Source organism: Paractinoplanes rhizophilus, assembly GCF_042664765.1.
GTDB lineage: Bacteria > Actinomycetota > Actinomycetes > Mycobacteriales > Micromonosporaceae > Actinoplanes > Actinoplanes rhizophilus.
Genome location: NZ_JBHTBJ010000006.1, coordinates 233,243 through 246,225, shown reverse-complemented (window position 1 = coordinate 246,225; position 12,983 = coordinate 233,243). Strand labels below are relative to the sequence as shown.

14 protein-coding genes are annotated in these 12,983 nt (G+C 73.2%); 4 read left to right on the top strand and 10 right to left on the bottom strand.

Going from position 1 to position 12,983, the window contains the following annotated elements; genetic code table 11:
* Position 1 precedes the first annotated feature (1 nt).
* A complete protein-coding gene (locus ACFQS1_RS11815) occupies positions 2-1,090 on the bottom strand; it encodes a baeRF2 domain-containing protein (RefSeq protein ID WP_378966869.1) in 1,089 nt (362 codons plus the stop codon).
* Between the two features lie 72 nt (positions 1,091-1,162).
* Here ACFQS1_RS11815 and ACFQS1_RS11810 point away from each other — a divergent pair, with 72 nt between their 5' ends.
* Positions 1,163-1,684: a hypothetical protein gene (locus ACFQS1_RS11810; RefSeq protein WP_378966868.1), complete on the top strand. Its 522-nt coding sequence runs from the start codon at positions 1,163-1,165 to the stop codon at positions 1,682-1,684.
* 68 nt (positions 1,685-1,752) lie between these two features.
* Complete coding sequence (locus tag ACFQS1_RS11805) at positions 1,753-3,234, top strand: glutamate-cysteine ligase family protein (RefSeq protein ID WP_378966866.1); 1,482 nt, start codon at positions 1,753-1,755, stop codon at positions 3,232-3,234.
* Here ACFQS1_RS11805 and crcB read toward each other — a convergent pair.
* The 7 genes from crcB to ACFQS1_RS11770 all read right to left on the bottom strand — a co-directional run bounded on the left by crcB (position 3,231) and on the right by ACFQS1_RS11770 (position 9,505).
* Positions 3,231-3,587 (bottom strand): fluoride efflux transporter CrcB, encoded by a 357-nt coding sequence (gene crcB, locus ACFQS1_RS11800; protein WP_378966864.1) that lies wholly within the window; start codon positions 3,585-3,587, stop codon positions 3,231-3,233. The two genes, ACFQS1_RS11805 and crcB, sit on opposite strands and share 4 nt — an antisense overlap.
* Entirely contained in the window at positions 3,584-4,087 is a 504-nt protein-coding gene (locus tag ACFQS1_RS11795) for a fluoride efflux transporter FluC (RefSeq protein ID WP_378966862.1), read from the bottom strand. The genes crcB and ACFQS1_RS11795 overlap by 4 nt, the downstream gene beginning before the upstream one ends.
* A gap of 400 nt (positions 4,088-4,487) precedes the next feature.
* On the bottom strand, positions 4,488-5,831 hold the full coding sequence (locus tag ACFQS1_RS11790; protein WP_378967052.1) for a cobyrinate a,c-diamide synthase: 1,344 nt from the start codon (positions 5,829-5,831) through the stop codon (positions 4,488-4,490).
* A gap of 34 nt (positions 5,832-5,865) precedes the next feature.
* The gene (locus ACFQS1_RS11785; protein ID WP_378966860.1) at positions 5,866-7,482 is read right to left on the bottom strand and encodes a gluconokinase; all 1,617 of its coding nucleotides are present in this window, start codon (positions 7,480-7,482) and stop codon (positions 5,866-5,868) included.
* Positions 7,483-7,488: 6 nt separating this feature from the next.
* Entirely contained in the window at positions 7,489-7,824 is a 336-nt protein-coding gene (locus tag ACFQS1_RS11780) for a VOC family protein (protein ID WP_378966858.1), read from the bottom strand.
* 66 nt (positions 7,825-7,890) lie between these two features.
* Positions 7,891-9,114 (bottom strand): glycosyltransferase, encoded by a 1,224-nt coding sequence (locus ACFQS1_RS11775; RefSeq protein ID WP_378966856.1) that lies wholly within the window; start codon positions 9,112-9,114, stop codon positions 7,891-7,893.
* A 28-nt stretch (positions 9,115-9,142) separates the two neighbouring features.
* Positions 9,143-9,505 (bottom strand): nuclear transport factor 2 family protein, encoded by a 363-nt coding sequence (locus ACFQS1_RS11770; RefSeq protein ID WP_378966854.1) that lies wholly within the window; start codon positions 9,503-9,505, stop codon positions 9,143-9,145.
* Positions 9,506-9,750: 245 nt separating this feature from the next.
* Here ACFQS1_RS11770 and ACFQS1_RS11765 point away from each other — a divergent pair, with 245 nt between their 5' ends.
* On the top strand, positions 9,751-9,906 hold the full coding sequence (locus tag ACFQS1_RS11765; RefSeq protein WP_378966852.1) for a hypothetical protein: 156 nt from the start codon (positions 9,751-9,753) through the stop codon (positions 9,904-9,906).
* Between the two features lie 22 nt (positions 9,907-9,928).
* Here ACFQS1_RS11765 and ACFQS1_RS11760 read toward each other — a convergent pair whose 3' ends face one another.
* Together ACFQS1_RS11760 and ACFQS1_RS11755 are read right to left on the bottom strand one after the other, a co-directional pair.
* On the bottom strand, positions 9,929-10,612 hold the full coding sequence (locus ACFQS1_RS11760; protein WP_378966850.1) for a polysaccharide deacetylase family protein: 684 nt from the start codon (positions 10,610-10,612) through the stop codon (positions 9,929-9,931).
* Positions 10,613-10,690: 78 nt separating this feature from the next.
* Positions 10,691-11,974, bottom strand: coding sequence for a citrate synthase (locus tag ACFQS1_RS11755; protein WP_378966848.1), 1,284 nt, complete (start codon positions 11,972-11,974; stop codon positions 10,691-10,693).
* A 164-nt stretch (positions 11,975-12,138) separates the two neighbouring features.
* Here ACFQS1_RS11755 and ACFQS1_RS11750 point away from each other — a divergent pair, with 164 nt between their 5' ends.
* Positions 12,139-12,975, top strand: coding sequence for a universal stress protein (locus ACFQS1_RS11750; RefSeq protein ID WP_378966846.1), 837 nt, complete (start codon positions 12,139-12,141; stop codon positions 12,973-12,975).
* Positions 12,976-12,983 lie beyond the last annotated feature (8 nt).

The window sequence follows — 12,983 nt, the reverse complement described above, 5'->3', positions numbered from 1 at the left end:
GTCAGGCGGCGGTCTCCCCGTCGCCGTAGCGCAGGATCGCGCCGATCCCGTGCGGCAGGTCGAGGTCGTCGGGGCCGACCAGCAGCAGGCCCGCGCCGGTGCCGACGACCGCGCGCAGCAGGGCCGCGTCGGCGCGCACCTGCACCGGCTCGACGCCGGACTCGCGCAGCGTGGCCGGGTCGGCGGCGATCAGCCGGGGGTCGCCGGGGCCGATCCACAGCCTGTCGGTCGACTCGGGGTGGTCGACCAGCAGCACCTGCTCGACCTGGCCGCGCCGGAGCCGGACCACCACGTCGGCCAGGCCGCCGGCGTGCGGGCCGGAGCCGAAGCGGTCGAGGGCGGCGCGGGTGTTCTGGTCGGCGACCTCGGCGACCGCCTGGACGGTGGCGTCGTCGAGCGCGGCCTCGCCGGCGTGCTCGGTGGTCACCACGCGGTCCCGCCAGCGTGGCGGCAGCTTGCCGACCACCAGCGGCACCTCGTGCGGGTCGCCCGCCACCACGACCACCTCGGCGCCGATCTCCGCGGCGGCGTCGGTGACCGCGGCCGCCACGTCGCCGGCGTTGCGCTTCCACGTCTCCTCGACCGCGTGCAGGTAGCGCAGGTGGGACCAGCCGCCCGCGCGCACCTTGGTGATCGGCCAGCTCTCGCCGCCCTCGACGCTGCGGCGCCGCGGCGCTCCCCCGCCGTCGATGGACTCCACCTCGCCGCCGCGGTGGCCGGCGAGCACCCGGACGTACGGCACCTCCTCGCCACGCTGTGCGACCAACGGCATCGCGTGCGGTAACGGCGCCCAGACCGCCAGATCGGCCGCCGGCGGCGCCGCCATCGTCTCGGCGTGCGCCACCCGGCCGGCGTTCGCGAAGATCGCGAGGCCGTACCGGCCGGGCTGGTACGGGTGGTCGCGGATCGCGTCGCCGACCGCGGCGATCGCGGCCTCGTCGGCGCCCTGGCTGGTCAGCGACTCGGACAGGGCCCGCCAGCGCAGGTCGATCTGCCGGTCGGCGTTCTCCTCGGCCCGGGTCGCGTCGAGGTAGACCGACGCCCAGGGGCCGTCGCCCGCGAACAGCGGGCGCAGATATGAGATGTCCATCCTCCTATTCACTCACGGTACGCATGAAGTTGCTCTCCGTACGATATGAAGACATCCAGGAGGTGATCCCCCATGGACGAGGTCGAGCTGTACCGCGAGCAGATCCTCCGGCACGTGAGTCCCGTCATCACCGGCCGGTTCGCCGGCTTCCAGGCGTCGTACACCCGCGAGGTGAAGGTCGGTCAGCCGCTGCTGATCCTGGTCTTCCTCGCCGCGAGCGTGGGCCGGCTGCTCGGCTCGCTGCTGCGGATGCGGCCCGGCCGGCGCAGCTTCAAGGAGCTGAAGAAGGGGCCCGAGTTCCTGGTGACCCCGCTACGGGTGCGCGACGACCTCGGGCAGACATACGAGGTGGAGATGCACGGCCACCTGCCGCAGTCGGCGCTGCACCGCGGCGACCTGGTGCAGCTGACCACCCGGCCGCAGAAGGACGAGCGGCTGCCGGTGCGGCTGATCCAGGTGGTCAACCTGACCACCATGCAGCCGCTGACCCCGCGCATCCCCACCACCTGGTCGCACCTCGGTCCCGCCCTGCTGCTGCAGGCGATCGCCGGGCTGCTGGTGATCCTGGTGGTCGTGGCGGCCTGGCTCTCCTGAAATCGCGTGTGTGGCGCCAACCTTCCCGGTGTGCGAACTTGGACTCACTCGAGAAGAGGTGGTGTGCCGTGGGCGAGGAAGTCGAGCAGACCAACTTCACCCGAGAGGACCGGGCCAAGTACCGTCACAAGATCCGCCGGAGCCTGGACGTGTTCGCCGCGATGCTGCGCGAGTCCCGCTTCGAGTTCGAGCGGCCGCTGACCGGCATGGAGATCGAGCTCAACCTCATCGACGAGGCCGCCGATCCGGCGATGCGCAACGCCGAGGTGCTGGGCGCGATCGCGGATCCCGATTTCCAGACCGAGCTGGGCCAGTTCAACATCGAGATCAACGTGCCGCCGCGGCGGCTGGCCGGCGACGAGAACGCCGACCTCGAGCGGACGCTGCGGGCCAGCCTCAACAACGCCGAGAAGCACGCCCGCGCGGTCGGCGCGCACACCGTGATGGTGGGCATCCTGCCGACCCTGCGCCGCGAGCACATGACGCTCGACGCCCTCTCCGCCAACCCCCGCTACAAGCTGCTGAACGAGCAGATCTTCGCGGCCCGCGGGGAGGACCTGGACATCCGCATCGACGGCGTCGACCGGCTCGCGGTCACCACCGACACGATCGCGCCCGAGTCGGCCTGCACCAGCACCCAGTTCCACCTGCAAGTCAGTCCCGCGCAGTTCGCGTCGTACTGGAACGCCGCGCAGGTGATCGCCGGCATCCAGGTGGCGCTCGGGGCGAATTCCCCGCTGCTGTTCGGCCGCGAGCTGTGGCGAGAGACCCGCATCCCGCTTTTCGAACAGGCCACCGACACCCGCTCGGAAGAGATCAGGGCCCAGGGGGTACGCCCGCGGGTGTGGTTCGGCGAGCGGTGGATCACCAGCGTGTTCGACCTCTTCGAGGAGAACGTGCGCTACTTCCCGGCCCTGCTGCCGATCTGCGACGAGGCCGACCCGGCCGAGATCCTGGAACGCGGCGAGGTGCCCGGGCTCAGCGAGCTGCGCCTGCACAACGGCACCATCTACCGCTGGAACCGGCCGATCTACGCGGTGGTGCGCGGCCGCCCGCACCTGCGGGTGGAGAATCGCGTGCTGCCGGCCGGTCCCACGGTGCTGGACACGCTGGCCAACGCGGCGTTCTACTACGGCCTGATCCGCAACCTCGCCGAAGCCGAGCGGCCACTGTGGACCCAGATGAGCTTCAGCGCGGCCGAGGAGAACTTCCACGCCTGCGCCCGGCACGGCATCGACGCCAGCGTGTTCTGGCCGGGGCTGGGCTACATCCAGGTGACCGAGCTGGTGCTGCGCCGGCTGCTGCCGCTCGCCCATCAGGGGCTCGAGCGGTGGGGCGTCTCCCCGGCCGAGCGCGACCGGCTGCTCGGCATCGTCGAGCAGCGCTGCCTCACCCACCGCAACGGCGCCGCCTGGCAGGTGCGGACCCTGCACGCGCTGGAGGCCGACGGCCTCGACCGGCAGGAGGCGCTGCACGAGATGCTCAAGCGCTACCTGCCCCCGATGCACGAGAACGTGCCGATCCACGAATGGGAGTACCCCGAGGCCTAAACCGCCTGCGCCAGCAGCAGGCCGAGGCCCGCCGCGCCCAGGCCGGCGACGACCGACGCGATCACGTTGACCAGCGCGTAGAAGCGGAAGCCGTCCTGGGTCAGGCGTAGCGTCTCGTAGCTGAACGTCGAATACGTGGTGAGCGCGCCGCAGAAGCCGGTGCCGAGCAGCGCGGTCCACGCCGGGTCGCCGGGCAGGCCGGCGAGAAAGCCCAGCAGCAGCGAGCCGGCCACGTTCACGCTGAACGTGCCCCACGGGAAGACCGAGTCGTGCTTGGCCTGGACGGTCCGGTCGGTGAGATAGCGCAGCGGGGCGCCGATCGCCGCGCCCAGGGCGATGAGGAGCAGGGTCACCGGCGTGCGCCCTTCACCGCGGCGCGGGTCAGGGCGGTGCCGGCCGCGACCGCGAGCAGCGCGCAGACGAGCGTCAGGGCCAGGTAGGACAGGGCCACCCAGGCGGCGCCGGCACCCGCGGCGCGCTGGATGTCGACGACGTACGTGGAGAAGGTCGTGTACCCGCCGAGAAGGCCGACCCCGGCGAACGGGCGCAGCAGCGGCATGCCGGTGACCACCTCGGTGATGACCACCATGAGGACGCCGATCAGGAAGCAGCCGGTCACGTTGACGACGAAGGTCGACCACGGGAATCCGCCGCTCTGATGCGGCCAGGCCTGCGCCACCAGGTACCGCGACAGCGCACCGACGACGCCACCCGCCGAGATTGCGCTCAGCACCGGCCACGGGCTCGGTCGCAGCTCGGCCTCGACGGCCGGCATGTGGAGATCGACATCGGAGTCCATCGGCGCCCTGGTGGCGCCGGATCTTTCCGCGTCGGCGAGCTCACGCTCCGTCACAACACCCTCCTACCCACCAGCATGATCCTGGCAGGGACCGTTGGCGTCGTCGCGGTTCACCCCGTCCGGCGGGATCGGCGGGCCCCACCGCCGGGTCAGAGTCTAGCGAGGTTCCGGGATCGAGGTCTGGTCCGTGGTCTGAGCTGGGTGTGCGCGACGCTTTGCTCTGCTTACCCGCGGGAAGCGTCCGGCCCGGCGGTCCGGCCGCGCACCGGCGGCCGTGACGAGGCCGCTAAGCCCGGATCACCCCGAAATGCCCGGCCACGATTTCGGCATCGGCGGCGACGACCGGAGCCCTGCTTACCGCAGGTAAGCAGAGCAAAGGGCAGCGCAGACAAGCACCCGCAGACAAGCGGAGCTCGCGTCTGCGCGGTGCAGGTCACGCCTTCGGCGTCGGACGTCATCGGCCCGCCGCTACGACGTTGCGGGCCAGCGCGGGAGCGCCCGCCCAGTGCAGGTGCAGGTAGGAAGCGTGCACGTGCGGCAGCGCGAAGCCCTCGGGGTCGGCGCCGCGCCACTGCCACGCCGCGCCGGCCGCCGGGGAGAGCAGCAGGCCCGAGCGGGGGTGCACGGCGGTGCGATGGAATTCGTACCCGGTGACCCTGGTCCCGGCCGGCGCCAGTGGGCTGTCGGCGAGCGCCACGGCGTCGCGGTAGCCGAGCGTCAGGGCCGGCGTCACCGCCCCGTCGGCGTCCAGGACGCCGCACATCGGGGCGTCGTCCAGGGTCCGGCACAGCCAGAGCAGCCCGGCGCCGCCGGCCACGATCGGGCCACCGGCCGCGGCCAGCGCGGCCACCTCCCGGCGCAGGGGCTCGTTGGCGGACAGCTCCGGCGCGTACGCCTCGGGAAGACCGCGACCCACCACCAGCCCGCGCGTGCCCGCCGGCAGTTTCTCGTCCCGCAGCGGGTCGACGACGATCACGTCGGCGCCCGCGGCCGTGAGCAGCTCGCGAGTCTCCGTGTCGGCGAACGGGAAGGCGGGCCCGCCGGCCAGCGCGAGCACCGGACGCCCTCCGATCGGCTCGCCGACGGCCGCCGACGGGCTCCACGGCTCGGCATGCAGCGGCGGGGCGGAGCGGGCGACCGCCGCCACCTCGTCCAGGTCGACCGAGGCCGCCACGAGGGCGGCGAGGGCGTCCACCGAAGCCCGGGCCGCGGCAGGGATCGGACCCGGGTCGCGGGCGGGCGCGGCCACCGCGCCGGCCTCGCGGATCGCACCCAGGACCGGGGTGCCGACCTCCTCGCACGCCTCGCGCAGCAGCTCCTCGTGCCGATCCGACCCGACCCGGTTGAGGATGACGCCGGCCAGGCGCACGCTGCCGAAGCCGCGGAACCCGTGCACCAGCGCCGCGATCGAGCGCCCCTGCGCGGCCGCGTCGACCACCAGCAGCACCGGCGCGTCGAGCAGGCCCGCCACCTGGGCCGTGGAGCCGGTGTCGCCCGCGCCGGCCCGCCCGTCGTAGAGGCCCGCCGTACCCTCGACGATCGCCAGCTCCGCTCCGGCCGCCCCGTGCGCGAAGAGCGGGCCGATCAGCCGCTCGCCGGTCAGCACCGGGTCGAGGTTGCGGCCGGGGCCGATGTAGCCCGGGCCGATGTGGCCGGGGCCGATGTGGCCGGGGCCGACCTTGAACGGCGCGACCCGCACTCCCCGCCGAGCGAACGCCGCCAGCAACCCGGTGGCGACCGTCGTCGTGCCGTGTCCCGAGGCGGGCGCGCCGATGACGACGCGGGGAACGCTCACCATCCGATGCCCGGCCGCCCCGAGTCGCTCCACTGCGTCACGCAGGCTCCTTCCGCCCGGAAGCCGATTCCCCGCCCCCGCTGACGCGCCCGGTGGCGTCGTCGGTGTGACCGGTGGTGACCGGCGTCTCCACCGGCGGGGCGAGCCGGTCGAGCTCCCGCACGATGTCCATGGTCGACATCGCCGCCTTCTCGATCAGCGGCCGCAGCTTGGCGTAGAGCGCGGCGTTCGCGGGGTCGGGCCGGGTCGGCTCGCCGATCGCGATCAGCGCCGCCGCGTGGTCCAGGTCGGGCAGCTCGCCCAGCGCGTGCAGCCCCAGCAGGCAGGCGCCCAGCGCCGTGCCCTCCGGCGTGTCGGCGATCGCCACCGGCAGGCCGAGCGCCGCCGCGAGCACCCCCACCCAGAGCTCGGACGCGGTCGAGCCGCCGGTCGCCCGGACCTCGGTGACCTCGAACCCCTCCGCCGCGAACGAGTCGCGGACCAGCGCGAGCTGCTGGCACACGCCCTCGACCGCGGCCCGCACGAGATGGGCGCGCCCGTGCTCGCGCCGCAGCCCGAGGTATGCCCCGCGCATCCCGGCTCGCCACCAGGGCGCCCGCTCGCCGAGCAGGTACGGCAGGCAGAGCAGGCCGTCGCTGCCCGGCGGCGCCCCCTGTGCCTCCATGAGCAGCGCGGCATCGCGCTCGTCGGCGTCCTCGCCCTCGGCGCCCGGCCGCTCGAAGCCGGACGCGAAGCTCTGCCCGGCCCAGCGCACCACCGACCCGGCGTTGTTGACCGCGCCCCCGACCACCCAGCGGTCCTCGGTCAGCGCGTAGCAGAACAGGCGCCCGTCCGCGTCCACCGTCGGCCGGTCGACCACGGTCCGCAGCGCCCCACTGGTGCCGAGCGAGACCGCCGCCACGCCGGCCGGGGTGGCGCCGACGCCCAGGTTGGCGAGCGGCCCGTCGGCCGCGCCGATGATCAGCGGGGTGCCCTCCGGCAGGCCGCCGAGGCCCGGCTTCAACTTCAGGATCGTGGTGGTCGGCACGACCTGGGCGAATTGTCCGGCGTCGGCCCCGGCGATCTCGAGCGCCTCCGGATCCCACCGCCGCGCGTGGATGTCGTAGAGCCCGGTGCCGGACGCGACCGACAGATCGAGCAGGAACGGCTCGTCGGTCAGCGCGGCCAGGACGAGCTCCTTGACCCCGCCCCACCGCGGCGTCTCCCGCAGCACGGACGGATCGTTGGCCCGCCACCACGCCAGCTTCGTCAGCGGCGACATCGGATGCACCGGCGTGCCGGTCCGCGCGTGCAGCCCCTTCGCCCGCCCCGACGCGATGATCTCGTCGCACTGCGCCCCGGCCCGCCCGTCGGCCCACGTGATCAGCGGCCCCAGCGGCGCGCCGCTCGCGTCCATCGGCACCAGGCCGTGCAGAAACGCGCTGAGACTGACCGCGACGACCCGGTCGTCCTGCGCCCGGCACGCGGCCGCCACGTCGGTCAGCGCCTTGACCGCCGCGTCCACCAGGTGCCGCGGGTCGAGCTCGGCCCGGCCCGGCGCCGGCACCGAAAGGGGATAGTGGACGCTCGCGTGCGCCCGCAGCCGCCCGTCCGCCCCCGCCGCGATGGCCTTGGTGGCCGTCGTGCCCGTGTCGATGCCGATCACCACGTCCACGGCGGCTCAGCTCACCAGGCAGAAAACGTGACCGTCGACATCGGTCAGCACCGCTTGCCGCTCACCCCACGGCTGGTCGGCCGGCGGATCGATGACGGTGGCGCCCGCCTTCTCCGCCGCGGCGGTCACCGCGTCCACGTCGTCGACCACGAAGCTCGCCGCCACCCCGGCAAGGCCCGGCGTAGGCGGCCGCCGATGCAGCATCACCTCCGGGTCGCCGAGCATCGCCACGTCACCGGCCCGGTACTTCTCGCCGAGCCCGAGCACGTCGCGATAGAGCGCGAGCGCCCGATCCAGATCCGCCACCGACACAATGATCCGCCGCACTCCACGCACCGTCATGAGTTCAACCTATCCGCCGCACGCGCCGTTCGCCGGGCCGCGCAGCGCACGGCAGGCGGTTCGCGCTCAACCGATCCAGTCGAGGATCGGGGCCGCCCCGTCCTCCGCGCCGATCCGCGCCGACAGCGCCTGCGCCCGCGCCGCAAAATGCGAATTCCCCAGGACCTGCCGCAGCGCATGCGCCAGCGACTCCACGCGCAGCGCCGGCATCGGGATCGGCCGGGCCGCCGCCCCGAGGTCGTGCAGCCGCCGCGCCCAGAACGGCTGGTCGGCCAGCACCGGCACCGGAACGGCCGGCACGCCGGCGCGTAGCCCGGCCGCCGCCGTCCCCGCCCCGGCGTGGTGCACCACCGCCGCCATCCGCGGGAACAGCCACGAGTGCGGCACCTCGCCGACGCCCAGCACGTCCGGGCCGGCCCCGGCGGCCAGCCCCGACCACCCCGCCTGCAGCACCGCCCGGACGCCGGCCCGCCGCGCCGCCGCGACGGCGATCTCCCCCAGCCGCTCGCCCTGCCCCGGCGCCATGCTCCCGAAGCCGATGAACACCGGCGCCGGCCCGTCCGCCAGGAACGCCTCGAGCTCGGCCGACGGGCGCCACGCCGGGTCCACCGGCGGCCACCAGTACCCGGTCACCCGCAACGCCGGCGGCCAGTCCCGCGGCCTGCGCAGCACCGCCGGGCTGAAGCCGTGGAAGGTCGGCCCCGCCCGCTCCTGCTCCCGGCGCAACGCCGGCAGGGCGATCCGCGACAGGCCCAGCTCGCGCCGCAGCTCGCGGATCGGCCCCGCGTACAACGACTCGGCCGCCTTGGCCGCCGCCCACCCCACGGCCAGATTGCCCCACGGGCCGAACGACCGACCGCCGGTCAGCACCGACCCGAACTCGCGCGTCGGGAACACCGGCTGCGGGAAGGCGCCAGCCCGCCGGAGCCCGTACGCGTCGGCCACCTGATGCCCGAGCGGCGCCACCATCGTCGACAGCAGCAGGACGGACGGCTGCACCGACGCCACCGCCGCCGCGATGCCCGGCCCCAGCGCGGCGATCAGCGGCCGGGCCAGCGTGAACTGCCGGGCCAGGGCCCGGGCGCTCAGGCCACCCACGGCGTGCGCCAGCGTGGCGCGCAGATCGCCGGGCAGCGGCTCGAAGCCGAGACCGGCCCGCTCCACCGCCGCCCGGAACGGCGCATGGGTGGCCACCGCGACCTCGTGCCCGGCCTGCCGGAACCGGACCCCGAGCCCGGTGTAGGGCGCCACGTCGCCGATCGAGCCCGAGGTGACGATCAGGATCCGCACGATCCCATCGTGACAGCCAGGGGGACAGCTAGCGGGACAGCCGGGCCGCCATCGCCTCGCCGAGCGCCTGCACCCCGCTCAGCGGGCGCACCATCACCGTGAAGTCGTCGATGCGGCCGTCCGCGTCGACGTGCAGGAAGTCGCACCCGGTCAGCGCCCGCTCGCCGATGCGCGCCTCGAAGACGAGCGCGGCGTCCGGGCCGGAGGCGATCTCCCGGACGTAGCGGAAGTCCTCGAAAACCGTGAACACCGCCCGCAGGATCACCTCGACGGTGGCCCGGCCCTGGTAGGGCTTGAACGCCACCGGGCTGTGGAACACGACGTCGTCGGCGAGCAGCGCGACGGCGGCCTCGATGTCTCCGGCCTCGACGGCCGCACGGAACTGACGCATGCCGGGAGTCTAGGAGAGCCGCACCGGCCGGGTGTGAAAGAGATCTAGCCTGTGGGGGTGCGATGGGCGGTGCCGCTGCTGGCGGTGCTGGGGATCGATCTGGCCGCCAACGAGCGGGCGGCGCCGGCCTGGCGGGCGACGGCCGTGGCGGGATTTCAGGCGCTCACCTGGCTCTGCCTGGCCGTGGCCACCGCCTGGCTGTTGCGGCGGAGGACGCCTGGAACTACTGGCACGAGTGGCAGCTGTTGTCCGGCCTGCCGCGTTCCGCGCTGTTCTCGGTGGCGGTGATCGACTCCGCCGGGCCCGACCTGGAGACCGGGGCGCTGGTAGGCGCCGCCCTGCTGGGAACGGCGCTGACCGTGCTGGCCTGCGCCCGGCTGAGCGCGGCCGAGCCCGGGTGAGCGCGGCGCGCTGGGCCGGGCGCTACGTCCGGGAGCGGGCGACCAGGTCGGAGACCGTGACGGCGCGCAGCGGCGGCAGAGCGGTGAGCAGTTCGTCGGTGGTGTCGGCGACGCCCTGGCGCTGCGGGCCGCCCTCGTGCAGGACCAGGATCGAGCCGGGGCGGACGCCGGGCAGCAGCGATTTCGCGATGCGCTCGTCGGCGGGCCCGCCCTTGTTGGCGGCGACCAGGGTGCCGAGCACCGCCCGCAGGTTCTGCTCGGCGGCCGTGCGCAGCATGCGCGGGGTGAAGACGCCCGAGCCGGGGCGGAACCAGCGGACCGGGCCGTACGGCGCCAGCAGCTCGGTGGTGCGGGCCAGGTCGAGCCGGAACCGGGCGTCGGGGATCAGCGCGGAGCGCTCGTCCCGCATCAGGTGGTTGGCGATCTCGTGGCCGGCCGCGGTGATCGCCGCGACCAGCCGCGGGTAGGCCTCGACCCGCTCGCCGAGCAGGAAGAACGTCGCCCTCGCGCGGTGCCGGGCCAGCACCTCGAGCAGCCGCGGGGTGGTGGCCGGGTCGGGGCCGTCGTCGAAGGTGAGCGCGAAGACCGGGTCGGCGGTCTCGACGTACCAGAGCACGCCGCCGGGGATCAGCCGGGAGACGGCGCGGGTGGCGGGCTCGCGCCAGCGGGAGACGACATCGGCCAGTGCGGTCGGCGTCGACGCCATGAACGAAGCGTACGAGAAGAAAAAGCGCACGGAAACGCCCCGCCGTAACCGGACGACGGGGCGTTTCCCGCGAATTGATCAGCGCTTGTCGATCGCGATGAACTCGCGCTCGGCGGAACCGGTGTAGAGCTGACGCGGACGGCCGATCTTGGTGGCCGGGTCGTTCATCATCTCGGTCCACTGCGCGATCCAGCCGGGCAGGCGGCCGATCGCGAACAGAACCGTGAACATCTTGGTCGGGAAGCCCATCGCCTTGTAGATCAGGCCCGTGTAGAAATCGACGTTCGGGTAGAGCTTGCGGCTGACGAAGTAGTCGTCGTTGAGCGCGATCTCTTCGAGCTGGAACGCGATGTCGAGCAGCGGGTCGGGCTTGTCCAGGGTGTTGAGCATCTGGAGGGCGGCCTTCTTGACGATGGCGGCGCGCGGGTCGTAATTCTTGTAGACCCGGTGGCCGAAGCCCATGAGCTTGACGCCCTTTTCCTTGTTCTTCACCCGGGTGACGAACGCGTTGACGTCGCCGCCGTCCTTGCGGATCTGCTCGAGCATCTCGAGAACCGCCGCGTTGGCGCCGCCGTGCAGCGGGCCGGACAGCGCGTTGATGCCGGCCGAGACCGAGGCGAACAGATTGGCCTCGGCCGATCCGACGAGGCGGACCGTCGAGGTCGAGCAGTTCTGCTCGTGGTCGGCGTGCAGGATGAAAAGCATGTCGAGAATCTTGGCGACCTCGGGGTCCACGTCGTATTGCACGGTGGGCAGGCCGAAGGTCATGCGCAGGAAGTTCTCGACGTAGTCGAGGGAGTTGTCGGGGTAGGGCAGCGGATGGCCGATGCTCTTCTTGTACGCGTACGCCGCGATGGTCGGAAGCTTCGCCATCAGGCGGATCCCGGAGATCTCGACCTGCTCGGGATCCTTGGGGTCGAGGGCGTCCTGATAGAAGGTGGACAACGCGGTGACCGCCGAGGAAAGAACGGCCATCGGGTGCGCGTCGCGCGGGAATCCGGAGAAGAACGAGCGCATCTCCTCCTGCAGCAGGGTGTGCACGCGAATCTTGTCGGCGAAGTCCTTCAGCTGCGTCGGGGTCGGCAGCGCGTCGTGCATCAGAAGATACGACACCTCGAGGAACGTCGACTTCTCGGCGAGCTGCTCGATCGGGAAACCGCGGTAGCGCAGGATGCCCGCGTCGCCGTCGATGTAGGTGATCGCCGAGGTCGTCGACGCCGTGTTCACGAAGCCCTGGTCGAGGGTGACGAAGCCGGTCTCCTTGAGGAGGGCACTGACGTCGATGCCGCCGGGACCCTCGACCGCCTCGCGTACCGGCATCGACAACTGGCCACCCGGGTGGTCGAGCTTGACATCCGTCATGTATTTCCCTCACTTCACCGGCAGATGTCCACAAGAATTTGTCGTTCACCGTAAACCCTCAACCTGAATGGGTCATCAGGTGGCCACCCGCTGAGGGATTGATCACGAAGAGTGGCGCCGAAGCATAGATAATGGTGCACAGTCTCAGTGCGGAGGTGAGACCGGTGCCAAACCCTGTGGTGGTCGGCGTGACCGGCACCCCGGCCGGGCTGGCCGCGGCGCGCCTGGCCGCCCGGGAGGCCGTCTCCCGCGGTTGCCGGCTCCGAGTCGTCCACGCGTTCACCTGGCCCAGTCATGGCCCGCCGGGCGCCGGGCTCGATTACGACGGCGCACGCCGGGCCGCCGCCCGGGCGGTCGACGAGGCGGTCGCCACTGCCCAGCGTTCCACACCCGGGGCGCGGGTGACAGGTCAACTCGTCGACGGGTTGCCCGATCGGGTCCTGTTACGCCTGAGCCGCACCAGTGACCTGCTGGTCCTCGGCGACGACGACCTGGCCACCACCCCCTGGCTGCCGCCGTCCTCGGTCCTCGTGCAGACGGTCGCCCGCGCGTGGTGCCCGGTGCTGGTGGCCCGTGGGCCGCGCCCGCCGCGCGGGGTGGTCCTGGCCGCCGTGGATGGTTCTTCCAACGGGATGCGGGCGCTGCGGCACGCCCAGGCCGAGGCGCGCCGGCGGCGGATCCCGATCGAGGTGGTGCACGTGGTGCCGGAGTTCGGCGGCCGGCACGAGGAGGGGGGCCGGGAGGTCCTCGCCGAGGCCGCGGCCGTCGCGCCGCAGGCCCGGGTGCGGCTGCTCGCCGGCGAGCCGGGGCCGACGCTGGTGCTGGCGTCGCGCCGGGCCCGGGTGATCGTGCTGGGCACCCGCGGCGGGCACGGCGGGTTGCTGGGGTCGGTCGCCCGGGAGGTGCTGCACCACGGCGCCTGTCCCTCGGTCTTCGTGCACGGCCGGTCCGCGCCGGCGCCCCGGTCGTCCCCCTCGACGCGGGCGGGCGCGTTGACCTAATTCTGGCG

What these genes read in the sequence shown, in the direction of transcription:
- ACFQS1_RS11815 (WP_378966869.1), bottom strand. Translation starts at nt 1,090, where the DNA reads ATGGACATCTCATATCTGCGCCCGCTGTTCGCGGGCGACGGCCCCTGG.
- ACFQS1_RS11810 (WP_378966868.1), top strand. Translation starts at nt 1,163, where the DNA reads ATGGACGAGGTCGAGCTGTACCGCGAGCAGATCCTCCGGCACGTGAGT.
- ACFQS1_RS11790 (WP_378967052.1), bottom strand. Translation starts at nt 5,831, where the DNA reads ATGGTGAGCGTTCCCCGCGTCGTCATCGGCGCGCCCGCCTCGGGACAC.
- ACFQS1_RS11780 (WP_378966858.1), bottom strand. Translation starts at nt 7,824, where the DNA reads ATGACGGTGCGTGGAGTGCGGCGGATCATTGTGTCGGTGGCGGATCTG.
- ACFQS1_RS11770 (WP_378966854.1), bottom strand. Translation starts at nt 9,505, where the DNA reads ATGCGTCAGTTCCGTGCGGCCGTCGAGGCCGGAGACATCGAGGCCGCC.
- ACFQS1_RS11760 (WP_378966850.1), bottom strand. Translation starts at nt 10,612, where the DNA reads ATGGCGTCGACGCCGACCGCACTGGCCGATGTCGTCTCCCGCTGGCGC.
- ACFQS1_RS11755 (WP_378966848.1), bottom strand. Translation starts at nt 11,974, where the DNA reads ATGACGGATGTCAAGCTCGACCACCCGGGTGGCCAGTTGTCGATGCCG.